Genomic DNA, 23739 nt, shown 5'->3' with positions numbered 1-23739 from the left:
ACGCGATAACAGGCAAGGAGGTAGCAAATGGGTAATGGATGGCACGAATGGCCGCTGGTGCTATTTACGGTTCTGGGGCAATGCGTGGCGGGTGCGACCATCGTCACCGGCCTGGGATGGATGTCGTTAAACAATAACTCCGAGGCGCAGCAGCGCCTCGTCAGCCGGATGTTCTTTCTCTGGCTGATGATGGGGATCGGTTTTCTGGCATCGGTTCTGCACCTGGGTTCCCCCCTGCGGGCGTTCAATTCACTGAACCGCGTTGGTGCATCGGCGCTAAGCAATGAAATCGCCAGCGGCGCCCTGTTCTTTGCCACCGGCGGCCTCTGGTGGCTGCTGGGGGCACTCGGTAAATTACCCGCCGCGCTCAGCCGCCCCTGGCTGCTGCTCAGCATGGTGCTGGGCGTCGTTTTTGTGCTGGCGATGACCCGGGTTTACCAGATTGAGACCGTCCCGACATGGTATAATGGCAGCACCACAACATCTTTCTTTCTGACGATGGTGCTGAGCGGACCGCTGTTTGCCGCGCTGTTGTTGCGGGTGGCTAACGTCGCGTTTAACGGTCGCTTTTTCGCTACGTTGAGCGTGCTGGCACTGTTTGCCAGCATTGCCCTCGTGGTATTACAAGGATTCGAACTCAACGCTATCCACAGCTCAGTGCAGCGCGCCGGCGCCTTAGTTCCGGACTATGCAACGTGGCAGGTATGGCGCATCGCGCTGCTGGCTCTGGGGCTGGGCTGTTGGATCTGCCCGCTTATCCGGAGTAACACTCCGCGGCCGGGCAGCTTATTTATCGGGCTGCTGCTGGTTCTGGCCGGAGAACTCATTGGTCGCGGTCTGTTTTACGGTCTGCATATGACCGTCGGCATGGCAATTGCTGGTTAATTTTCAGGCGAGGGTCAGCCCCGCCGCTGTAAGGAAGAGGACATGACACAAGCTCACTCCCGCGACGCCGTCGCATTGAGCGCCCGCACGTTGGGCGCCCTGTTTTCATTTGCACCGGAAAGCGAGCAGGCAGCACCGCTGGTAACGGCTCTACGAGACGGCAGCTGGCAGGGGCAATGGCCTTTCCCGGTCGCCGATTCACTGGCTAACGGGTTTGCCAAAGAGAGCGATGAGCCGCTCCCTCAAGCCTGGCAGCGCCTGTTTATTGGTCCCTGGGCGCTGCCTGCGCCGCCGTGGGGGTCGGTCTGGCTGGACAAAGAAAACGTGCTGTTTGGTGACTCCACCCTCGCATTGCGGGAGTGGATGCGGGCAAACGGAATTGGCCACGCGGCACAGAGCCAGGAGCCGGAAGATCATTTTGGCACGCTCCTGCTGCTGGCCGCCTGGCTGAGTGAGTCAGGGCAGGATGAGGCGTTTTCACAGCTGCTCGCCTGGCACCTGCTGCCGTGGTCAGGCCGCTTCCTCGAGGTGTTTATCGCCGGGGCTGAACACCCCTTTTATCAGACCCTCGGTCAGCTGGCGCAGGCCACGCTTGCCGAATGGCAACGCCAGCTGCCTGTCGCCGTCGCCGACAAGCCGCTTTATCGTTAAGCACTCTTTTGTTAAGTACCATGCCGGTATCCCCGGCATGGCTTACCTTTTTCGTGACAACGTCACGCACTCAATTTCGCCTTTGCGTCCTCATTCTGCGGATATTTTTCATCGCTACCGGCATTTATAGCTTTTGCGTCTAAGCTTATTTCCCATCACAATAAGCCTATGATTCCCGCTAACCGAAGCCTCTGATGCATCGTCTCCATAATTATCCTGATGTTCAGGTCATGTTTCGTCGCCTGCTGATTGCTACGCTGGTCGGTATCCTGGCGGCGCTGGCCGTTGCGCTGTTTCATTATGCAATGGGGATCCTTGAGGGACTCTTCCTCAAGGATCATAGCGGAAGCCTGGTCAATGCGGCTGAGGCACTGCCCGGGTGGCGACGCTTGCTGACGCCGGCCGCAGGTGGGCTGGCCGCCGGCACTCTGCTCTGGCTCTGGCAACGCCGAACCCGCCAGCGCCCGCATGCCCCCACCGACTATATGGAAGCGCTGGAAACCGGTGACGGGCAGTTCGATACGCCCGCCAGCCTGATCAAATCCCTGGCGTCATTGCTGGTGGTGACCACCGGCAGCGCGATTGGTCGCGAAGGGGCGATGATTCTGCTGGCTGCGCTGGCCGCGTCGCTTTTCGCCCGCCGGTTCACGCCAAAAGCGGAATGGAAGCTGTGGGTTGCCTGCGGGGCCGCCGCCGGGATGGCCAGCGCGTATCACGCGCCGCTGGCCGGCAGTCTGTTTATCGCCGAGATTTTATTTGGCACGCTGATGCTTGCGTCACTGGGACCGGTGGTTATTTCCGCGGTGATCGCCCTGCTGCTCACGCAGTTGATCAACGGCGGTGCGTCGCCGCTGTACCATGTGGAATTTCACGAGTCGCTCACCGCCCTGCACTATGCGCTGATGCTGGCGACCGGATTGCTGGCAGGACTTTGCGGGCCGCTGTTTATCGCGCTGATGAGCTACAGCCATCGCTGTTTTTTACGCCTGCGCCTGTCGCCGCCCTGGCAGCTGGCGCTTGGCGGGTTAATTGTCGGTCTGCTGTCGTTGGTGACGCCTGCGGTGTGGGGCAACGGCTACAGCACAGTGCAGCATTATCTGCAATCGCCGCCGCTGTTTAGCGCCATCGCGGTGGTCTTTTTGTGTAAATTGATTGCCGTACTGGCCAGCAGCGGCTCCGGCGCGCCGGGAGGGGTCTTTACTCCCACCCTGTTTGTCGGTCTGGCGACAGGCATGCTGTTTGCTTGCTTCTGCGGGCTGTGGCTGCACCACGATCAAGGGATAGCGATTATGATTGGTCTGACCGGAATGGCAGCCTTCCTGGCGGCCACGACGCATGCGCCGATTATGTCAACGTTGATGATTTGTGAAATGACCGGGCAGTATGCATTACTGCCCGGCTTACTGATTGCCAGTGTTCTGGCATCGGTGCTCTCGCGGACGTTACGCCAGGACTCTATCTACCGCCATCACGCCACCGAGCATGGTTAGGTCAATATAGTGACTCAGCTCGCGCTGTTCGGCGCGCGGCAGGTAGGGAAGTTCGCCAATCAGCGGCCCAGGCAGCTTTTTGCTCAGCACATCGATGATTTCTGCGTAATGCGCTAAGCCTGGGTTAATCCGGTTTGCCACCCAGCCAATCATCGGCAGTCCGTCGTTGGCAATGGCCTGTGCGGTCAGCAGCGCATGGTTAATACACCCTTCCTGAATGCCCACCACCATCACCACCGGCAGTTGCTCCTGAACCACCCATTCAGACAGCGGGCGCAGGTCGTTCATCAGGCTCCGCCAGCCGCCGGTCCCCTCGACCACCACATGATCAACCTGCCCGCTCAGGCGCTGAAGCCCATCCGAGAGCAGTCCGTAGTTAATCGGGCAGCTGTGTGCCACGCTGCTTTCATCTTCGCTTAACGCTATGGGATTGACAGCATCATACGGTAACGCCAGCGACGACACGCTCTGTAAAATCAGCGCATCTTTGTTACGCAATCCGTCCGGCGTCTCTTTGCTGCCCTTCGCCACAGGCTTGTATCCCGCGACGCTTTTGCCGCTGGCAGCAAGTGCCTGCAACAGCGCACGAGAAACCACTGTCTTCCCGACAGAGGTGTCAGTACCTGTTATAAAGAAACGCTTAAACATCATTAACCCCACAGTTATGTTGATGATTTATACAGAAGAGAAGGAATAAACTGTGGGAAAAGTCTACGCGAAGCCGCCGGATACCAGCTTGAGATAGCGCAATTTTTGGTGTGACTACGAAAAAATGTTAACCCTGTAACAGTCGAATAAGCAGAGATCCGTTATAGAGGGCGTCTTTTACCAGCGCCGCGCCGGCCATCGTGCCACGGTTAGAAAACTGTGTACTTTCGACGCTAATATGCCGGCTATAGGCAGGCAGGGATTGCTGGCGAATACAGTCCGATATCGCCGGAAACAAGATATCGGCCGCAAGGCTAAACGGAGAGCCGATCAGGATTTTTTGCGGGTTGAACAGGTTGACCATGATCGCCAGAATCCGCCCGACGTGCTGGCCTACTCCGCTGATAATATCTCGCGCCAGCAAATCGCCCTGTAGCGCCGCCTGGCACAGCCACTCCACGCTCAGCGGCTGCTGATGCAGCATCGAGCTCATGGATTTGGTCATCCTCACCTGGGTCAGTTCCAGCACGCTTTCGACGCTGGCAATGGTCTCCAGACAGCCGTGATTCCCGCAGTAGCAGCGTTTGCCATAGGGATCGACCTGGGTATGGCCTATCTCCACCAGGCTGCTGCTGCCGGCATGCAGCAGGCGACCATCGGTAATCACTCCGGCGCCGACGTTATGGTCGATCACCACCTGAATCACGTCCCGCGCGCCCCGGGAGGCGCCAAACAGCGATTCGGCCATCGTCCATGCGCTGATGTCATGCTGGATATACACCGAGACGCCGGTGTGGTTCGCTAAAACCTCGCCGAGCGGCAGATCGATGACGTCGTCATAAAATGGCATCCGGTGGATAACGCCATTTTCGGTATCGATAATGCCCGGCATGGTGACGGCGATGGCGGTCAGGCGTTCCAGCTTCTTTTGATGACGGATAAAAAACTGGTCGATATGCTCGACGACCCGCGTCAGGAACGGCTGTTCGTGCTGGAGCGCCAGCTCAAGCTGCTCTTCCACGACCAGCTTGCTGCTGAGATCGCGCAGCGCGAGGTGAATTTCACCGCGGCTGATACGAACGCCGAGATAATGCCAGGCCTCAGTTTCAACCATCAGGCCGACAGCGGGACGCCCGCGGCTCCCCGGTTCCTGAATTTCCGTCTCCTGGACCAGATGTGCTTCGAGCATTTCACGCACGATTTTAGTAATACTGGCTGGCGCCAGCTGCGCGAAACGGGAGAGGTCAATACGCGACACCGGGCCAAGCTGGTCAATCAGGCGATATACTGCTCCTGCATTGGTCTGCTTTATTTGATCGATATGGCCTGGCTGACTGTCCGCTACCACCATTGACTCCCTTTATTTTCGCGCTTCGAAATAAACTTTTAGCTATGGTGAAGCACTTCGGTAGCACTCGTCAAATTTTTACTTAGCCTTGTGATTTACCGCACATTTTTGACCGTTTTTAGTCTGAATTATTCACCGCTGCGGCGGCAAGAAGGTATTCCCGAAAGCGTTGCGCCGCCTGACTCTGTTCATGGTGCTTCGACCACACCAGCCACATTTCCGACACGGCATCCTGTTCTTTGATGGGAAGCCAGCGCATTTCATCCAGCTGAACCCGCTTAAATGAGGCCGGTAATATCGATACGCCCAGGCCCGATGCCACCAGCCCGATAATCGTCATCGCTTCGCCGACCTCCTGAGCCATCATCGGCGTCTGACCATAGCGCCGCATCAGCCCGAGAATGTCATCGTAGAGCCCGGTCCCGACGTGGGGATCAAAAAAGACAAACGGCTCGCGCGCCAGCTCAACCAGACTCACGGCCGACTGACGCGCCAGCGGATGATCGCTCGGCACCATCGCCAACAGCGGTTCGCGCAGCACCCGCTCCCAGACCAGCGTTTCCGGCAGCTGAGTATTGCGCATCAGGCCAAGATCGAGGGCGCCTTCATTGAGCGGCACTATCTGCTCGCGGGTGTTGGTTTCCCGGGTCTGAATATGTACGTCCGGATACCGACGGCGAAAGGTGGATAGCGTATCGGAGACGGCCTTAATGAACGGTGCGGAGGAGGTAAAACCGATGTGCAGCTCCCCGGTTTCACCGTGATGCAAACGACTCGCCCGGGCCGCGGCATCATCGACCTGGCTAAGGATGTGTCGGCTGTCGGCAAGAAACTGCCGGCCGGCCGCCGTCAGACTGACGCTGCGGTTTGTCCGGGCAAAAAGACGCGCGCCAATTTGTTGTTCAAGTATCTGAATCTGTTGACTTAACGGCGGTTGAGAAATATTCAGCCGCGCCGCCGCCCGGCCAAAATGGAGTTCTTCGGCAACGGCAATAAAGTAGCGAAGATGGCGCAGCTCGATATTCATATTTAAAACGTCTTATTTGAGATTATTAATATATTAGACAGAATATTTACATTTTCATACCCTTAAAACGTGATCTGTGATGTCTCCTAACTCTGTGTTCTCAGCAAGGATTTTTCCGTGAGTCGTACAACTACCGTTGACACCGTGCCGGCAAGCGAAGTCAGCGACAATGTTATATCCCAGCCAAATCAGTTTATTAAACGCGGTACCCCCCAGTTTATTCGGGTCACCCTGGCACTTTTCTCTGCCGGTCTGGCGACCTTCGCCCTGCTCTACTGCGTTCAGCCAATTCTGCCGGTGCTGTCGACGGAATTTGGCATAACCCCAGCCAGCAGCAGCGTTTCGCTGTCTATTTCTACGGCGATGCTTGCCGTCGGCCTGCTGTTTACCGGTCCTCTGTCGGATGCTATTGGCCGCAAACAGGTGATGGTCACCGCGCTGGTGCTGGCTTCATGCTGCTCCTTACTGTCTACGATGATGTCCAGTTGGCACGGCATTTTGATTATGCGAGCGCTGATTGGCCTGTCGCTTAGCGGCGTGGCGGCGGTCGGGATGACCTATCTGAGTGAAGAGATCCACCCCAGCGTCGTCGCCTTTTCCATGGGCCTCTACATCAGCGGCAACTCGATTGGTGGCATGAGCGGTCGTCTGCTGACCGGGGTGTTTACCGACTTCTTCGGCTGGCGCGTCGCGCTGGCGGTCATCAGCTGTTTTGCGCTCGCATCAGCCATTATGTTCTGGCGAATTCTGCCCGAATCACGGCACTTTCGCCCCAGTTCGCTGCGCCCCAAAACCCTGCTGATTAACCTGCACCTGCACTGGCGCGATCGCGGGCTGCCGCTGCTGTTTCTCGAAGGGTTCCTGCTGATGGGATCGTTCGTTACGCTGTTCAACTACATTGGCTATCGCCTGATGATGTCGCCGTGGTCGCTGAATCAGGCGGTGGTTGGCCTGCTCTCCGTGGCCTATTTGACCGGGACCTGGAGCTCACCGAAGGCCGGAGCAATGACCGCGCGTTACGGACGCGGTCCGGTCATGCTCGCCTTTACCGCCGTTATGCTGGCCGGGCTGATGCTGACGCTGTTCTCATCTCTGTGGCTGATTTTCGCCGGCATGCTGCTGTTCTCTGCCGGCTTCTTTGCCGCCCACTCGGTCGCCAGCAGCTGGATTGGTCCGCGTGCTCGCCGCGCCCGTGGCCAGGCGTCATCGCTGTACCTGTTCAGCTACTATCTGGGTTCGAGTATCGCGGGGACATTAGGCGGGATTTTCTGGCATAAATATGGCTGGAATGGCGTCGGCGGTTTTATCGCTCTGATGTTAATGGCAGCACTTCTTACCGGCGTTTGCCTGCACAAACGTCTGAAATAACCTCTCTTCACGTGGCCTTTACGGGCCACGTCTTTCACCACATGCCCAATACCGACGAAGCACCCAACAATTCTCTGACGGCATCGATAGACAGCAGTGCAATAAACAGCATGGTGAACGGATTCATAGTGACTCCCCATCTGCGGCCTGTGCTCAAATGAGTGTAGCCGCTGCTCAAAAAAGAATCAGCCATCTTGACCACATCAGTATGACAATATTTCGATCCTGACGCCGGTCAGGCGTTAAAACTGGCACAATCTTCTGTTTGTTCATGATCTTTCGCCTGAGCCGCCGACGAGACGTTCGGCGCATCCTGTCTGGAAGATTGACGCAGATCAGGCTAGTGTAGTGGTCAACGGGCAACGCCTTTCGTTCACTCGCAACAGGCCAGAATAAACATGACTGAAAACAAAAACTATCAGCAACTTACCCGCACCTTCCAGCGACTGTCACGCTTCTCGCATCTCGGTGCTATCGCCGGATGGGATATGTTCGCCATGATGCCGCCCGGCGGCAGCGCCGCGCGCGGAGAGGCTCTGGCTGAGCTGGGCGTGCTACAGCATCAGATCCTGACGGATAAGAGCGTCGCTCAGGCACTGCGCGACGCGCGCCAGGAAAACCTGAATGATGTTGAACAGGCGAACCTGCGCGAAATGACCCGCCAGTACGAACAGGCGGCGCTGCTGCCGGAAAGCCTGGTGGAAGCTAAATCGCTGGCGGGAAGCCGCTGTGAACATGCCTGGCGCAGTCAGCGCCCGGCGAACGACTGGGAAGGCTTTGCTGAAAACCTGCGTGAAGTGGTGAAGCTCAGCCGTGAAGAAGCGGCCATTCGCGCTGAAGCAAAAGGCTGCTCCCGCTATGACGCCCTGCTGGATATTTTCGAACCTGATATGACCAGCGCGCGGCTTGACGTGTTATTTGCCGATCTTAAATCCTGGCTGCCGACCCTGCTCGCCGAGGTTGTCGAAAAACAGTCCCGGCGGCCGCCGGTTGCCCCACAGGGCCCATTCCCGGTAGCCGAACAGCGTGAGCTGGGACTGGAAGCAATGCGGATTCTGGGCTTTGATTTTGATGGCGGGCGCCTCGATATCAGCGCCCACCCGTTCTGCGGCGGCGTGCCGCAGGACGTACGTATTACCACCCGCTATAACGAAGAAGACCTGCTCAGCGCCCTGTTCGGAGTGATTCATGAAACGGGTCACGCGCGCTACGAACAAAATCTGCCGCGTAAATGGCTCGATCAGCCGGTAGCCCTTGCCCGCTCAACGGCGATTCATGAATCGCAAAGCCTGTTCTTCGAAATGCAGCTTGGGCGCAGCGATGCCTTCTTAAAACGCCTGTTGCCTGCCGTGCGCCAGCGTTTCGGAGAGCAGCCGGCTTTCAGCAGTGAGAATTTCATCGCCTGGAACCAGCGCGTCAAGCCGGGCTATATCCGCGTCGATGCCGACGAAGTCAGCTATCCGGCGCACGTAATTCTGCGCTACGAGATTGAGCGCGCGTTGATCGATGGTGACATCGAGGTGGACGATATTCCCGCCCTGTGGGATGAGAAAATGCAGAGCTGGCTGGGGCTTTCCACCACCGGCAATTATCGCAACGGCTGTATGCAGGACATTCACTGGACCGATGGCGGGTTTGGTTACTTCCCTTCCTACACGCTCGGCGCCATGTATGCTGCGCAGCTGATGGCCGCGGCAAAACGCGCGCTACCGCAGCTGGAGACCAGTATTGCCAGTGGCGATTTCTCGACGCTGTTTCACTGGTTACAGCAAAATATCTGGCAGCACGGCAGCCGGTTTAGCACTTCGCAGCTCATTATCAACGCCACCGGGGAAGATCTGAACAGCGACTATTTCCGTCAGCATCTGATCTCACGTTACCTGTAAGCCTGTTGCGCCGGGGCTCTCCCGGCGCAATCTTCTTTGAGATATCCCCGCCTCGTCCCACGTTGTACATATCGTTACACGCCGATACCAAACACTCACGGAAAGCCAGATAAGACAAGCATATAGTTCTTCCAACGGCCCCGCAGTGGGGTTGAATGAAAAAACCTTTTCGAGGATATCAGAATGAAAAAAGTATTAGCTCTGGTCGTTGCCGCTGCTATGGGTCTGTCTTCCGCTGCTTTCGCTGCTGATGCAGTAAGCACCACTCAGGCTCCGGCTGCTGCAACTCACAGCACCACTGCCAAGACCACTCATCACAAAAAACACCATAAAGCTGCCGCAAAACCAGCTGCAGAGCAGAAAGCTCAGGCCGCTAAAAAACACCACAAAGCCGCTGCCAAACCAGCCGCTGAACAGAAAGCCCAGGCCGCTAAAAAGCACCACAAAGCCGCTGCCAAACCAGCCGCTGCGCAGAAAGCCCAGGCCGCTAAAAAACACCACAAAGCCGCAACCAAACCGGTAGCTCAGAAAGCCCAGGCTGCGAAAAAACACCACAAAACTGCCGCTAAACCAGTAGCGCAGAAAGCTCAGGCTGCCAAAAAGCATCACAAAACCACTAAACATCAGGCTGCTAAACCTGCTGCACAACCGGCTGCTTAATTCTTCCGGTAAGTCTGGTTAATCCTAAATCGGCGCTGTTTCAGCGCCGTTTTTTTCTGGAGGGCACTTATGCTGCGGCGCTATCGTTTTGAGCTCATCCTGATCCTGTTAATCCTCTGCGCGCTGATCGCAACTCGCTTTTTCCTTTACTGAATAAAGCGGCACCCGATCGTCTCTCGCAGCGGGCCAGTAACCTTTCAATACGCCGATTGTCTTTCATCAGAATATTCCCGACATCAGGCTTGACTCGCCCATCGTGCGAAAAATCCGCCAGAAATGATAGCCAACGCCATACACGCCAATAACCAACAAAAAACACGCCGATACGGTCGTTAAACGGCGGGCATGCTTCGGCGCCAGCCAGCGGCGAATGGCAAAAATATACAGCGACAGCACAGCCAGATCGATTGCCACCCAAATGACGGTCAGCAGGCCCAGACTCAGACCAACATCGCTGGTGATATGAATAAACTGCGGAAAAAACGCGACAAAGAACAAAATGTCCTTGGGATTACTTAACGCGGTTACAAACCCCGCCAGCAACCCGCCTTGCGCAGCCACCGGTCCAGACGCTCTGGAAGGTGTGAACAGCATACGCAGGGCGAGCTGTGTAATATAGACAGACCCCGCCATCGCCAGCAGCAGCAAAATATCAGGATTGATTCCCACCGCGCCGGTCAACATAGCGGCCGCGCCAGCAAGCAATACCAGCGACGCCAGATGACTGCCCACCATCGTACGCAGTGCACATAAAGCCCCGTCCCTGGCGGCGGCACCGGTCACCAGAAACACCACCGGCCCAGGGGTGGCAATCAGCGCCAGCACCGCCAGGGCATATCCCACCATCAACGTATAGTTCATGACTCTGACTCACTTTAAGCTCTTTCGGTCAGCGCATTCTCTACTTTGATTTCAGGGTTGAAAAACGACAAATGATGAGTTTGAATGTGAGTAAAACTCAACATAGAGAGTTCACAGCCATGTCGATGCCTCCGCTGTATGCCCTGCGCGCTTTCGAAACCGCCGCCCGCCTTGGCTCCTTTAGCAAAGCTGCCGTAACGCTGCACGTCACTCCCGGAGCGGTCAGCCGACATATCAGCACGCTCGAGGCCTGGTTCGACTGCCGGCTGTTTATCCGTCAGGGGCCGAAAATCGCGCTTACCGACGCAGGAAGACAGCTTGCCAGTGCGCTGGCGGAGAATTTTTCTGCCATCGACAGAGCCTGCCAGACCTTACGACATCAGGTGGGCAAGCTACGGCTGAAATCGCCATCAACGCTGACCATGCGCTGGCTGCTGGATGTGCTGCAACACTTTCGCCAGCAGCATCCGCGACCGGTAATAGAGATGAGTAGCGTCTGGATGGACCGAGACAGCGTCGACTTCACCCGCGAGCCTTACGATTGTGCGATCCTCCTCGGAGACGGTCATTTTGGCGAAGATAAATGTCATGGACTGTTGTTCGCCGAATGGCTGATTCCGGTTTGTGCCCCGGCGATGGTCGAGGCTGCACGCCAGAGGCTGGCAGCCTGTCCATTGATTCACCCGACAACTGACCGTCGGGACTGGCGACGCTGGCTACAGCATGCCGAAACCCCCTCGCCGGTAGAGATCAATCAGGGCATCGTTTTTGACAGTCTGGAACAAGGCACGATGGCCGCCATGAGCGGGCACGGCGTATCGGTGGGGGATCTCTTTCTGAGTCTGGCGGCTATTCGCAGCGGCCTGTTGGCGCTGCCGTTTACGCAAGCCATTGCGACCGGCGAGGGTTATTATCTGGTGTGGCCAAAGAACACGCTTAATCCGCAGCCCGTCGCCCTGCTGTATCAATTTTTACTTGAGCATATTCCGGCGCCATTCCCCGAGGGAATAACCCGTCGAGGCCAGGCACCGAAGTGATTTCTGCTGCGAGGATTTACATGACGTGAACGGCCTGTACGACCAGATATCCCGCCGCGCCCCAGATAAAAACTGACGCAAGGGAAACATAAACTAACGCGCGAATACCTTTTTTTGACATACATCCTCCCGAAACCGGAAATAAGAATTTACTGGTGTCATCATCGCCAGGACAACATCTCTGTTTGCTCAACGGATGAGAGGAATAACAATATTTGCGGTGAGAAAATGTTTCACTTTGAAAGTATTCAAGAACACGGTAAAGAAGTGCATTTTTCGGTGAGTACATTTGTATTTTTGTCGTTTTATCGGCGTTACCCACAAAATAATCTTATGCCACCTCCACTCGCCAAACGCCGGATTTCCGTCTGATTTGGTACTTTCGGTAACCCGATTTATGTTGCTTCCCACACCGGTTTCTGCGGAAATAACACCACGGAGAGATACGCGCTAACCGGTTGAGTTATCTTCATTCTTCCGCAAATAAGGGCCGTTTTGATGTAATTTTGCTCGCCATTTGCTTTAATTAAAATTACTCTTAACTTTCATAAACTTAAATCTCCTGCTACTGTCAATATACACAAAATCATCCCGGCCGTTTCACCCGAGTGACGCGCGTGAAAGGATGATATGTAAAATCATAATTTCTCCCCAGAGAGTGATATGCGTAAAGACGTACTGTTATTACTGTGTTCATTTTGGTTGCTGTCCCCGCTTGCTCACGCTGATGATGACAGCATGAGTGCGAAAGATATCAAGACGCTTTTTTTTGGTCATGACGATCGCAAGCCGGTCAGCAATCCCGCAGAGGAACCCTGGGATGCCATTGGTCAGTTAGAAACCGCCAGCGGCAATCTGTGTACCGCCACCCTCATTTCGCCGCACCTGGCGTTGACCGCAGGTCACTGCCTGCTGACGCCGCCAAAAGGCAAACCGGATAAAGTCGTGGCCCTGCGTTTTATCTCCCGTAAAGGCAGCTGGGTCTATGAGATTCATGGCATTGAAGGCCGCGTCGACCCGACACTGGGCAAACGCCTGAAAGCCGATGGCGACGGCTGGATTGTCCCCTCGGCCGCTGCACCGTGGGACTTTGGCTTAATTGTTCTGCGCTATGCGCCCGGCGGGATTACCCCTGTCCCGCTGTTTAGCGGAGATAAAGCCGCGCTCACCGCCGCGCTGAAGGTCGCAGAGAGAAAGGTCACCCAGTCCGGCTACCCGGAAGACCATCTTGATGATTTATATAACCATCAGGATTGCATTGTGACCGGCTGGGCGCAGACAACGGTACTGTCACATCAGTGCGATACCCTGCCCGGCGATAGCGGTTCACCGCTGCTGTTAAAAACCGATTCCGGCTGGCAGGTTATTGCCGTACAGAGTTCTGCCCCTGGTCCTAAAGATCGCTGGCGGGCGGATAACCGGGCGATTTCGGTGACCGGTTTTCGTGACCGGCTGGAAGCGCTGGCCAGCGAGTAAACCGCTAGCCCTGCTGCTGGCGCAGCTGTAACAGAGATGCAAGTGGCATCGGTTCGCTGAAGTAAAAGCCCTGTAGACGGTCGCATCCAGCCCGACGCAGCAGCGCCAGCTGCTGCTGATTCTCAACCCCTTCGGCCACCACCGTCATTCCCAGCGCCCCGGCGATACGCACCGTCCCGCGAACCAGCTCCGCGGCCTGGGCATCGACATCAACCAGCCCGGCCAGCGATTTATCAATCTTAAGGGTATCGAAGCGAAAGCTACGCAGATAGCCGATGCTGGAATAACCGATGCCAAAATCATCCAGGGCGACCGCAGCCCCTAGCGCTTTAAGATTCTCAATGGCCGCAAGGGCGCGGGCGGGATTTTCCATCACGTAGCTTTCGGTGACCTCTATTTGCAAACGACGGGCCGGAAAATGGCAGCGGCCAAGAACCTGTACGACACGCGTTTCAAATTCCGGGTCGCGAAACTGCGCGGGAGAGATATTCACCGACAGCATCAGTTCCCCTGCCGATTGCAGATCGCAGCAGGCCCGGTAGAGCGCAAACTGCCCGAGCGCATAGATCAGACCGCTGCTTTCTGCGATGCCGATAAACACATCCGGCGGCAGCGGCCCTTCCGGGCGGCGCGGCCAACGCAGCAGCGCTTCGACGCCCTCCATCGCCAATGTATCGGCGTTAACAATGGGTTGATACCAGACATCAAACTCGTCGTTTTCCAGCCCCTGGCGAATGCCGTTTTCGATATTCAGCTGATACTGGCGGGTATCGCTGAGGGTCTCGTCATACCAGGATGTACGCCCTTTCCCTGATTTTTTAGAGTGATACATCGCGATATCAGCCCGGCGAAACAGCTCGGTGCTTGAACAGGAGGCCGGAGTGCCGCTGGCAATACCGATGCTGGCGCTGATGTAAATTTTACGTTCATTGAGATGCACGGGCGATTTCAGCATCTCCAGCACCGCCCACGCAAAAGCCGATGCGTGATCGATCGCCTGCTCTCCACTGATGGTCATGGCAAATTCATCGCCACCCATGCGGGCCAGCAGACCGTCCGCCGGCACCCGCTGCTGAAGCTCTCTGGCAATATGGGCAATCAGCGCATCACCAACATCATGACCGTAGTTGTCGTTGACATCTTTAAAACCGTCGAGGTCAATAAACACCACGCACTGAATCTCATGCCGTGACTTTTCGCACACCTGATTCAACCGCCCAATCAGCGCCCGTCGGTTGGGCAGTTGGCTGAGCCAGTCGGTCATGGCGATTTTTCGCGCCAGCTTCTCCCCGCACGATAGCTTGTACAGTCCAAGGCAGCTGAACAGGATAAACAGCAGGATCAGGCTGGCAGCCATTACCGCAATAAGCCTGATGCTGTTTGACGCCGCGTGTGCAGCCTCAGCACCCGGCAGACGCGGCTGCCAGCTCAGGTAACCGATGATCTCCCCGGCATTGGTGCGCAGCGGAATACTATATTCCCCGCTGCCCTGCGTTTCATGCAGCCCATTGATCTGGAATGTATTACCTAACCTTTGCAGCATCTCGGCGTTAATATGCCGGGTGACGACCAGATAGCGGCGCGTGTCATCGTGCACCTGCAAACGCCCCACTGTCGGGCGAATCAGCCCGATGCCAATAAAGGCTATCCCCTCACGGGTGCGGGTAATCCCGGCGTAGGCGCCTTTGCCGCTGCGTAACGCTTCGGCGTGCAGCGTAATCAGCGTTTGCAGGCCGCTGCCAAAAAATCGAATATCGGTTTCATTAAAGGCCTGGCTGCGAAACGAGCCCCACAGCACGCGATAATGCTGATCGAGAACAAAGGTACCGTCATAGAGATTATTAATTTTGAAGCCTGAGCCCCAGGAGTCATACAGCCAGCCGGCGTTCAGCGTCGGCGCATAGGTTTGCTTGACCGCGTCATCCCATATCGAATTATCCAGCACCAGCGAAAGTACGCGGTTCACCGACGTTTGCACTGCGCCGTCTACGGAGAGTACGGATCGGTGTCTGTCGATTTCATTGGTTTTGATGCCAATCAGATGCTGGGAAAGATAGATGAGAGAGATAATTGAGACAATAAGGCCAATGCCGGCGAGGAAGATCATAACCGAAAGCGTTTTGGCCGAGGGAAGATTGCGCCAACCAGGCAAATTAACCATTATCTGTCCTCATTACGGCTGAAGGTCAACGCGCCGCCAGTACTCTTTTTAAAGAATAATACAGAGAACAAATTTTGCCGCCCGCGCATGCAGGCGGCATCACATTACGCCAGTTTTATAAGCACCATGCCGGTCACCAGCAGTATCACGCCTATCCAGCCCTTATTATTCAGGCGTTGGCCAAACAGGATCCAACCGGCCGCAATGGTGGCAGCAATACCGAAACCACCCCACAGCGCATAGGCCACCGACAGGTCAATCCCTTTCACGGCCTGGGAGAGTGCGCTGAAGGCACCCAGCACCGCCAGCAGCGACAGCATGCCGTACACTTTATGGCGGAAACCATCTGAAAACTTTAAAAAAACGTTCGCGGCAATTTCCAGCACAATCGCCAGCGCCAGCCAGGCGCCGTGCACCCACTCAAACTGTTGCATGAGCCGACTCCTCTGGTTGTTTCACCGCTTTTTTAGTCCCGGATTTAATTAATACAATCCCGACCACCAGCGTTGCCAGACCGGCCATTTTGACCAGCGAAAGCGTTTCATCAAACAGCAGAACGCTGAACAAAGTGATCAGTAAAATACCGATACCTTCCCACAAGGCATAGGCCACACCGAGGGCGATTTTTTTAACGGCGAACGCCAGGAATATATAAGAAAGTGCAATCATCACCAGCATCAAAATAAAACCCGTATGCCCACCGCTGACGCTGGCCCATTTCATAGACAGTGTGCCGGTAATTTCAGCAACGATAGCTAAAGCTAATAACATCCAATAAAACATAATCCTTCTCCTGCTAGAGAATATAATCCACTGCGGCTTACAGCGAAGGTAAACCGAAAAAATTCTGAGATCGTTTAGCCGTGCGCATAGCGCCAACTCAGGCAGAGAGAAAGGACTAAAGCGCGGAGCGCCAGTGTTGCTCGCCGGCAAAGCGGCAGACAAGGAAGGAAACTGCAGGGTGATTAGAAATATACATCCTGAACTGATTGTCCATAAAATTACAATTATCCGCGGTATTGCTTCTCGTCATTGCGGATGACTATTGTCCTCGGTAGTTATACACAGTAAATTTGTACCATAATGCTACATTACACTCAAATCCTTTGCACTTCTTTACGTCCAACATTTGATTTTGATTAGCTTTTACTGATGCCAGTCGCCATTATGATGGCAACTTCATTATTTTATTTTAGCAACAGGATAGTTTTCTCCACCGTAGGCTTTTATCAAGGTAACACCCTCGTCCGGCTGATGCATTTTTACTGATTTTATCGCACCATTCGGGTCTACACTGTGAGGAAAACCCGATTATATTTTTCAGGGACACCTATGGCCAAACCCATCATTACGCTTAATGGATTAAAGATTGTCATCATGCTGGGCATGCTGGTCATCATTCTCACCGGTATCCGCTTCGCGGCAGATATCATCGTCCCGTTCATCCTTGCGCTGTTCCTCGCCGTGGTGATCAACCCCGTGGTCCACCTGATGATGCGCTGTCGGGTCCCCCGCGTGCTGGCCATTTCATTATTAATTGGTGCGATTGTCATGCTGGCGGTGGTTTTACTGGCCTCATTAGGCACCTCGCTAAATGAACTCGCGCGCACGCTCCCGGAATACCGCACCTCCCTGTCCGGCCCGGTGCATACCGTGACTCCCTGGCTACAGCGATTTGGCTTTACCGTATCCGTCGTAGAGTTGAATAAATACATCGACCCTAATGCGGTCATGATGATGGTGACCGGCCTGCTTACCCAGCTGTCCAACGCCATGTCCTCCATCTTCCTTTTGCTGCTGACGGTGGTCTTTATGCTACTGGAAGTTCCGCAGCTACCGGCCAAGCTACAGCAGCTGATGTCCAGGCCGGTGGAAGGCATGGGCGCTATTCAGCGCGCACTCGACAGTGTCTCTCACTATCTGGTGTTAAAAACCGCCATCAGCCTGGTTACCGGGCTGGTCGTCTGGGGCATGCTGGTGCTCCTGGACGTTCGTTTTGCCTTTATGTGGGGCCTGCTGGCTTTTGCCCTCAACTATATTCCGAATATTGGCTCGGTCCTGGCCGCCATTCCGCCCATTTTGCAGGTGCTGGTGTTTGGCGGGCTGTACGATGCGCTGGTGGTGCTGGCGGGCTACCTGGCGATTAACCTTGTTTTCGGGAATATCCTTGAACCGCGGATCATGGGGCGCGGCCTGGGGCTATCAACGCTGGTGGTATTCCTGTCACTGATTTTCTGGGGATGGCTGCTGGGGCCAGTCGGCATGCTGCTGTCCGTACCGCTGACGATTATTGTCAAAATCGCACTTGAGCAGAGCCCTGGCGGGCAGAGTATTGCGGTACTGCTAAGTGATTTAAGTCGGTAGGTTTGTATTCACCCTGGCGGTGCAATGCCGCCAGCGGCAGGTTCTCTTCAGTTGTACAACTAAAGGGGACGCCACGCTATCTGTGATGCTACTTCATAGCAACAATGTTTCCCTCCCGGGAGACCGGTGACCATGGCTCTGTATATCGCCCCATAGCTGACCCTCCCGGTTCCATCCTCGATCCTCATCACATAATCACTCAGGAAATCATTACTCTCAAGCTAACGATTCTCTGCCGGGCTTAATTGATGCGCAGCTCCGCGCGTCGCACACTGACCGCCATACCATGACAATCAAAACGATCTGTCGAATCAGGAGGTTAATAATGAATGCCGAACAAACGACGGGACGCGTGTGGAACCGCCGCCGTACGGAAAAGCAGCGGCGACTGGCTGCCGCTAACGTCTCCGGTAAGGTTATCCCTACCGACCAGTTGGTCGATGCCCTGGAGCACCTGCTTGCGCCCGGCGACCGCGTGGTTCTTGAAGGTAATAACCAGAAACAGGCCGATTTTCTCTCCCGCATGCTTGCGGAAGTTAACCCGCAAAAAATCCACGACCTGCACATGATCATGCCCAGCGTCGGGCGCAGTGAGCATCTGGATCTATTTGAAAAAGGGATAGCCCATAAGCTCGACTTCTCGTTCTCCGGCACCCAAAGCCTGCGAATTTCGCAGCTGCTGGAAGATGGTCTGCTGGAAATTGGCGCGATTCATACCTACATCGAACTTTACTCCCGCCTGTACGTCGACCTGTCGCCGAACGTCGCGCTGATTGCCGGTTACAAAGCCGACCGCAAAGGTAATCTCTACACCGGGCCCAGCACCGAAGATACCCCGGCGCTGGTAGAAGCCGCCGCCTTCCACGATGGCATTGTTATTGCTCAGGTCAATGAACTGGTGGACGACGAGTGCGATTTGCCACGCGTCGATATTCCCGGTTCGTGGATCGATTACGTGGTGGTGGCCGACAAACCGTTCTTTATTGAACCGCTGTTTACCCGCGACCCACGCTTGATTAAGCAGGAACATATCCTGATGGCGATGATGGCGATTAAAGGCATCTACGCGGAGCATCAGGTGCAGTCCCTGAACCACGGGATCGGTTTTAATACCGCCGCCATCGAACTGCTGCTCCCGACCTATGGCGAACAGCTCGGCCTGAAAGGCAAAATTTGTAAACACTGGACGCTCAACCCACACCCGACGCTGATCCCGGCAATTGAGAGCGGCTGGGTGGAAAGCGTGCACTGCTTCGGCGGCGAACTGGGGATGGAAGAGTACATCCGCGCTCGTCCGGATATCTTCTTCACCGGCTCCGACGGCTCCATGCGCTCTAACCGCGCCTTCTGCCAGTTGGCAGGCCAGTACGCGGTCGATATGTTTATCGGTTCTACCCTGCAAGTCGACGGCCTCGCTAACTCCTCTACCGTTACCCGCGGTCGTCTTTCCGGCTTCGGCGGCGCGCCGAACATGGGCCATGATCCGCACGGTCGTCGTCATGCCACTCCGGCCTGGCTGAACATGATAACGGAACCGGACCCCATGCAGCGCGGCAAAAAGCTGGTGGTGCAGATGGTCGAAACCTTCCAGGCCGGCGCGAAACCCACCTTTGTGGAAACACTCGATGCTGTTGAGGTGGCCAAAGCCTCCGGAATGCCCCTGGCGCCGGTGATGATCTACGGCGATGACGTGACCCACGTGCTGACCGAAGAAGGTATTGCCTATCTCTACCGCGCGGAAAGCCTCGAAGAACGTCGGGCAATGGTCGCCGCGGTCGCCGGGATCACCGACATCGGCCTGGGCGTCGATGCGAAGCGTGTCACCGAACTGCGCAGCAGCGGCAAAGTGGTCTATCCGGAAGATATCGGTATTCGCCGCAGCGACGCCACCCGCTCCCTGCTCGCCGCCGGCAGCGTTGCCGACCTGGTGGAATGGTCTGACGGTCTTTACAACCCACCAGCGAAATTCCGGAGCTGGTAATGAAACTCCTGTCACAGACTTATGCCGAGGTACAGGCGGAAAAGCTGGCGTTCATCGCCCGCGACTGCCTGATCGACGAAGCGCGATTAAGCCCGAAGCCGGGTCTGGTGGACAGCCGGGGAAACGGAGCCCATCACGATTTGTCACTGGCCCTGATGGAGCGCTCTGCGCACAGCCTGACCCCGACGTTTCTGCAACTGGCTCAGCAGAGCTGGCTGCGCCCGGCCGACATCGCCCTGCGCGAAGCCGTTGGCCGCTTAGGGCGCGAAGGCGAGCAACAAATGATGGCAGCTACCGGGGGAGTGAACACCCATCGCGGGGCAATTTGGGCGCTGGGGTTACTGGTCAGCGCGAGCGCGATGTTAAGCGCTAACGCCAGCGCAGTGCAGATTGCCGACGCCGCCGCCCGGCTCGCCTGCCTGCCGGATACCGCTGCGCCGAAGGTCTTCAGCAAAGGGCTGAAAGCCACGCATCAGTACCGGGTGCCCGGCGCGCGTGAAGAAGCGCAGCAGGCGTTTCCACACGTGATCAAGCTGGCGCTACCGCAGCTGCTGCGCAGCCGCGCGAACGGAGCCTGCGAAAGCGAAGCCCGTATCGACGCGCTGATGGCTGTCATGACCTCGCTCAGCGATACCTGCGTGCTTTCCCGCGCCGGGATGCCCGGCCTCGAAGCCATGCAGCACGGCGCCCGTGCGGTGCTGACTGCGGGCGGCAGCGCCACGGCTCAGGGCCGCAAAGCGCTCGCCAGACTCGACGCGCAGATGCTCGCGCTCAACGCTTCGCCCGGCGGCGCCGCCGATTTGCTCGCCGCCACGCTGTTTCTCGACAGGGTATGCCCGCCCGCGTCTTGCTCAATTTAAAGAGGATGTTATGGAACACATTACATTGTCATTCCCTGCCAGCCGTACCTTTAACGGTAAAGCCCTGGCAGGCGTCGTTGGCTCCGGTGATATGGAAGTGCTGTTCACCGCAGCAGCCGGGGACACGCTCAGCATTGATATCACCACGTCAGTGGACAACAGCACTCGCCGCTGGAACGCGCTGTTTGACCGCCTGAACCTGATCAACGGCCTGCCTGCCGGCACGCTGATTATTCACGATTTCGGCGCGACGCCAGGCGTGGCGCGCATTCGTATCGAACAGGTTTTTGAAGAGGTGGCTCATGCGTAACGACCGCAGCTTTATCGAATTACGGGCCCGTGAACGCGCCCATGCGCTGCTTGATGAAGGCAGCTACCGCGAACTGCTCGACCCGTTCGAAGGCATTATGTCCCCGTGGCTCGCGCCGCAGGGCGTGGTACCGCAGTCTGACGACGGCATGGTGGTCGCTCGCGGCACCATCGACAGTCAGTCGGCGGTAGTCATCGCCATCGAAGGCACCTTCCAGGGCGGCAGCATGGGTGAAGTCTCCGGCGCCAAAATGGCGGCCGCGCTCGAACTGGCGGCAGAAGACAACCGCAACGGCATCCCGACGCAGGCGGTGCTGTGCCTCGAAACCGGCGGCGTGCGTTTACAGGAAGCCAACCTCGGCCTCGCGGCTATCGCGGACATTCATGCCGCGATCGTTGACCTGCGTCGCTACACCCCGGTGGTCGGTATTATCGCCGGCACCGTCGGCTGCTTCGGTGGGATGTCCATCGCCGCCGCCCTGTGCAGCTACCTGATCGTCACCCGCGAAGCGCGTCTGGGCCTCAACGGTCCGCAGGTCATCGAACAAGAAGCCGGGATCGAAGAGTATGACTCCCGCGACCGCCCGTTTATCTGGAGCATGACCGGCGGCGAAATCCGTTACGACAGCGGGCTGGTTGATGCGCTGGTCGGTGACGGCATCAACGCGGTGAAAACTGCGATGAATGAGGCCATTGCCAAAGGCGTTCCGGCACAACACCGCAGCGATAAATATGCGGATTACCTGACCCGCCTGACCCACTTCGATACCCGCCTGCAGGCGGATACCGCCCAGATCAAACAGCTTTTTTCCCGGGAGGTGAAATGATGACTCAGTCCAATAGCCGTGGGGCCGTATGGCTGGAAAAACTGGCGCCAAATGCGCCGCGCCTGAGCGGTCTGTGCCCCTCCGTACAGGTCGCCGACGGTGAGTTGAATGGCGAAAGCGTCCGTTTTATCGCCGTAGTACCGGATGCCAACAACCACTACCCGCGCGCCGCCAAAGGCGAAGTGGGTCTGCTGGAAGGCTGGACGCTGGCAAAAGTGGTCAATGAAACCATCGATGCCGACGCGAAAAACGACGTGAAGCGCCCGATTGTGGCGGTGATCGATGTCCCAAGCCAGGCCTATGGGCGTCGCGAAGAAGCGTTCGGCATACACCAGGCACTAGCCGGTGCCGCGGGCGCCTATGCCAGGGCACGCCTGGCGGGCCATCCGGTGATCGGTCTGATTGTCGGCAAAGCAATGTCCGGGGCATTTCTGGCGCACGGCTACCAGGCAAACCGCCTGATTGCTATCAACGATAAAGGTGTACTGGTGCATGCGATGGGCAAAGCGTCCGCCGCGCGTATCACTCTGCGCACCGTTGAAGCGCTGGAAAAACTGGCGGCAACCATTCCACCGATGGCCTATGACGTCAGCAACTACGCCACCCTCGGCCTGCTCTCCGACCTGCTGAACCTCAGCAACCCGGATGCGCCGTCAGATGCTGATCTGGCGCGGGTGGAAATCACCGTGCAGAAAGCCATTTCGGATGCGCGTAAAGATCCTACGTTGAAAAACCGTCTCGGCGCGGAAAATCGCCGTAGCTCTGTCCTGGTTCGCGAACGGATGCGCGCCGCCTGGTAACGAGCAACATCAGAAGTATGTAAAAAAAGACCTGCCGAAAGCGGCAACCGTCGGGCGCAGCATAGCGCCCACGGAGCGCCGCTTTTAGAAAACTATAACCATCGCGCCAGTGTAATTTTTTTATCTTCTACAGGTGATCTATGACTTACGTAATTGTTCATGCCCTTGCTCCGATTTTTATCATCATGCTGCTGGGCTTCTGGGCCGGCAAAGCCGGAATGGTCGACAATAAAAATGTGTCGCTGCTCAATATCTTTGTAATGGACTTTGCTCTGCCCGCCGCGCTGTTCAGCGCCACCGTGCAGACCCCGTGGGCGGGCATTGTTGCGCAGTCACCGCTGATCGTGGTGCTGACCGGGGCAATGTGGATAACCTATGCGGCGATCTACTTCCTCGCCACCAGCGTGTTTAAAAAATCCCCGCAGGATGCCGCGGTGCTGACCCTGACCGTCGCGCTGCCGAACTATGCCGCACTCGGCCTGCCGATTCTGGGCAGCGTACTGGGCGAAGGCTCTGCCACTTCCCTGTCCGTTGCCGTATCCATTGCCTGCGGTTCCGTGCTGATGACGCCGTTCTGCCTGCTGATCCTTGAGCGCGAAAAAGCCCGTGCCGCCGGTGAAAACAGCGGTTCCACCCTCGCGATGCTGCCAGTGCTGATGTGGCGCTCGCTGAAAAAACCTATCGTCATGGGCCCGCTGCTGGGGGTTATCCTGTCAGCAATTGGTATCAAAATGCCGGACCTGCTGCTGGCGTCAATTAAACCGCTGGGTCTGTCTGCTACCGCCGCCGCGCTGTTCCTGACCGGGGTGATCCTCTCCGCCCGTAAGCTGAAACTGAATGCGATGGTCGGCATTGCTACCATCACCAAGCTGCTGATCCAGCCGTTTATCGCCTGGGGTATCGTTCTGGCCTTCGGCCTGCACGGCTCGGTGGCGATCACCGCTATTCTGATGATTGCCCTGTCTGCCGGTTTCTTCGGCGTGGTGTTCGGCAACCGCTTTGGCGTGCAGTCGCCGGATGCAGAAGCCGTACTGCTGTTAAGCTCCGTTCTGTGTATCCTGTCGTTACCGCTGTTTATTACGCTGACTTCAGGTATTTGA

The 23739-nt window shown here is 56.6% G+C and carries 23 protein-coding genes; 15 read left to right on the top strand and 8 right to left on the bottom strand.

What is annotated here, in order from left to right:
* Positions 1–27 precede the first annotated feature (27 nt).
* The 3 genes from ACMYSK_RS05645 to clcB all read left to right on the top strand — a co-directional run bounded on the left by ACMYSK_RS05645 (position 28) and on the right by clcB (position 3026).
* Positions 28–885 carry a dimethyl sulfoxide reductase anchor subunit family protein gene (locus tag ACMYSK_RS05645; RefSeq protein ID WP_434640913.1) on the top strand — a complete coding sequence of 286 codons (858 nt, stop codon included), beginning with the start codon at positions 28–30 and terminating at the stop codon, positions 883–885.
* Between the two features lie 42 nt (positions 886–927).
* The gene (gene dmsD / locus ACMYSK_RS05640) at positions 928–1536 is read left to right on the top strand and encodes a Tat proofreading chaperone DmsD (protein ID WP_434640911.1); all 609 of its coding nucleotides are present in this window, start codon (positions 928–930) and stop codon (positions 1534–1536) included.
* 194 nt (positions 1537–1730) lie between these two features.
* The gene (gene clcB / locus ACMYSK_RS05635) at positions 1731–3026 is read left to right on the top strand and encodes a voltage-gated ClC-type chloride channel ClcB (RefSeq protein ID WP_434640909.1); all 1296 of its coding nucleotides are present in this window, start codon (positions 1731–1733) and stop codon (positions 3024–3026) included.
* Here the strand turns inward: clcB and bioD are convergent.
* The 3 genes from bioD to ACMYSK_RS05620 form a co-directional block, all read right to left on the bottom strand.
* On the bottom strand, positions 2979–3674 hold the full coding sequence (bioD, locus tag ACMYSK_RS05630) for a dethiobiotin synthase (RefSeq protein ID WP_434643889.1): 696 nt from the start codon (positions 3672–3674) through the stop codon (positions 2979–2981). The two genes, clcB and bioD, sit on opposite strands and share 48 nt — an antisense overlap.
* A 127-nt stretch (positions 3675–3801) precedes the next feature.
* Positions 3802–5022 (bottom strand): sugar metabolism global transcriptional regulator Mlc, encoded by a 1221-nt coding sequence (mlc, locus tag ACMYSK_RS05625; RefSeq protein ID WP_434643887.1) that lies wholly within the window; start codon positions 5020–5022, stop codon positions 3802–3804.
* Between the two features lie 118 nt (positions 5023–5140).
* Positions 5141–6049, bottom strand: a complete 909-nt coding sequence (locus ACMYSK_RS05620) for a LysR family transcriptional regulator (RefSeq protein WP_434640907.1) — start codon at positions 6047–6049, stop codon at positions 5141–5143.
* Between the two features lie 117 nt (positions 6050–6166).
* Here ACMYSK_RS05620 and ACMYSK_RS05615 point away from each other — a divergent pair, with 117 nt between their 5' ends.
* A complete protein-coding gene (locus ACMYSK_RS05615) occupies positions 6167–7417 on the top strand; it encodes an MFS transporter (RefSeq protein ID WP_434640905.1) in 1251 nt (416 codons plus the stop codon).
* 34 nt (positions 7418–7451) lie between these two features.
* Here ACMYSK_RS05615 and ACMYSK_RS05610 read toward each other — a convergent pair whose 3' ends face one another.
* A complete protein-coding gene (locus ACMYSK_RS05610; RefSeq protein ID WP_004862449.1) occupies positions 7452–7544 on the bottom strand; it encodes a KPN_01571 family protein in 93 nt (30 codons plus the stop codon).
* 271 nt (positions 7545–7815) lie between these two features.
* Between ACMYSK_RS05610 and ACMYSK_RS05605 the strand changes: the two genes are divergently transcribed.
* Positions 7816–9303 carry a carboxypeptidase M32 gene (locus ACMYSK_RS05605; protein ID WP_434640903.1) on the top strand — a complete coding sequence of 496 codons (1488 nt, stop codon included), beginning with the start codon at positions 7816–7818 and terminating at the stop codon, positions 9301–9303.
* Between the two features lie 183 nt (positions 9304–9486).
* Positions 9487–9963, top strand: a complete 477-nt coding sequence (gene asr, locus ACMYSK_RS05600; RefSeq protein ID WP_434640902.1) for an acid resistance repetitive basic protein Asr — start codon at positions 9487–9489, stop codon at positions 9961–9963.
* A gap of 219 nt (positions 9964–10182) precedes the next feature.
* Here asr and ACMYSK_RS05595 read toward each other — a convergent pair whose 3' ends face one another.
* Positions 10183–10824: a LysE family translocator gene (locus tag ACMYSK_RS05595; RefSeq protein WP_434640900.1), complete on the bottom strand. Its 642-nt coding sequence runs from the start codon at positions 10822–10824 to the stop codon at positions 10183–10185.
* 119 nt (positions 10825–10943) lie between these two features.
* On the opposite strand from ACMYSK_RS05595, the gene ACMYSK_RS05590 reads away from it, so the two are divergent.
* Together ACMYSK_RS05590 and ACMYSK_RS05585 are read left to right on the top strand one after the other, a co-directional pair.
* Positions 10944–11861, top strand: a complete 918-nt coding sequence (locus tag ACMYSK_RS05590; RefSeq protein WP_434640898.1) for a LysR substrate-binding domain-containing protein — start codon at positions 10944–10946, stop codon at positions 11859–11861.
* A gap of 663 nt (positions 11862–12524) precedes the next feature.
* A complete protein-coding gene (locus ACMYSK_RS05585) occupies positions 12525–13337 on the top strand; it encodes a trypsin-like serine peptidase (RefSeq protein ID WP_434640896.1) in 813 nt (270 codons plus the stop codon).
* A gap of 4 nt (positions 13338–13341) precedes the next feature.
* Here ACMYSK_RS05585 and ACMYSK_RS05580 read toward each other — a convergent pair whose 3' ends face one another.
* The 3 genes from ACMYSK_RS05580 to mdtJ form a co-directional block, all read right to left on the bottom strand.
* A complete protein-coding gene (locus ACMYSK_RS05580; protein ID WP_434640894.1) occupies positions 13342–15498 on the bottom strand; it encodes a putative bifunctional diguanylate cyclase/phosphodiesterase in 2157 nt (718 codons plus the stop codon).
* 104 nt (positions 15499–15602) lie between these two features.
* Positions 15603–15932: a multidrug/spermidine efflux SMR transporter subunit MdtI gene (gene mdtI / locus ACMYSK_RS05575; protein ID WP_434640893.1), complete on the bottom strand. Its 330-nt coding sequence runs from the start codon at positions 15930–15932 to the stop codon at positions 15603–15605.
* On the bottom strand, positions 15919–16281 hold the full coding sequence (mdtJ, locus tag ACMYSK_RS05570; protein ID WP_434640891.1) for a multidrug/spermidine efflux SMR transporter subunit MdtJ: 363 nt from the start codon (positions 16279–16281) through the stop codon (positions 15919–15921). Before mdtJ ends, mdtI begins: the two co-directional genes overlap by 14 nt.
* A 549-nt stretch (positions 16282–16830) precedes the next feature.
* Between mdtJ and ACMYSK_RS05565 the strand changes: the two genes are divergently transcribed.
* The 7 genes from ACMYSK_RS05565 to ACMYSK_RS05535 all read left to right on the top strand — a co-directional run bounded on the left by ACMYSK_RS05565 (position 16831) and on the right by ACMYSK_RS05535 (position 23739).
* Positions 16831–17862, top strand: a complete 1032-nt coding sequence (locus ACMYSK_RS05565; protein ID WP_434640889.1) for an AI-2E family transporter — start codon at positions 16831–16833, stop codon at positions 17860–17862.
* A gap of 325 nt (positions 17863–18187) precedes the next feature.
* Positions 18188–19843, top strand: coding sequence for a malonate decarboxylase subunit alpha (gene mdcA / locus ACMYSK_RS05560; protein WP_434640887.1), 1656 nt, complete (start codon positions 18188–18190; stop codon positions 19841–19843).
* Positions 19843–20703, top strand: a complete 861-nt coding sequence (locus tag ACMYSK_RS05555) for a triphosphoribosyl-dephospho-CoA synthase (RefSeq protein WP_434640885.1) — start codon at positions 19843–19845, stop codon at positions 20701–20703. Before mdcA ends, ACMYSK_RS05555 begins: the two co-directional genes overlap by 1 nt.
* A gap of 10 nt (positions 20704–20713) precedes the next feature.
* The gene (gene mdcC / locus ACMYSK_RS05550) at positions 20714–21013 is read left to right on the top strand and encodes a malonate decarboxylase acyl carrier protein (protein ID WP_434640883.1); all 300 of its coding nucleotides are present in this window, start codon (positions 20714–20716) and stop codon (positions 21011–21013) included.
* Complete coding sequence (locus ACMYSK_RS05545; protein WP_434640881.1) at positions 21006–21839, top strand: biotin-independent malonate decarboxylase subunit beta; 834 nt, start codon at positions 21006–21008, stop codon at positions 21837–21839. Before mdcC ends, ACMYSK_RS05545 begins: the two co-directional genes overlap by 8 nt.
* Positions 21839–22639 carry a biotin-independent malonate decarboxylase subunit gamma gene (gene mdcE / locus ACMYSK_RS05540; RefSeq protein WP_434643885.1) on the top strand — a complete coding sequence of 267 codons (801 nt, stop codon included), beginning with the start codon at positions 21839–21841 and terminating at the stop codon, positions 22637–22639. The genes ACMYSK_RS05545 and mdcE overlap by 1 nt, the downstream gene beginning before the upstream one ends.
* 140 nt (positions 22640–22779) lie before the next feature.
* A complete protein-coding gene (locus ACMYSK_RS05535; RefSeq protein WP_434640879.1) occupies positions 22780–23739 on the top strand; it encodes an AEC family transporter in 960 nt (319 codons plus the stop codon).

The organism is Klebsiella sp. I138 (genome assembly GCF_051131765.1).
In the GTDB taxonomy this organism is placed as follows: domain Bacteria; phylum Pseudomonadota; class Gammaproteobacteria; order Enterobacterales; family Enterobacteriaceae; genus Klebsiella.
This window is presented reverse-complemented; position numbering and strand designations above follow the sequence as displayed.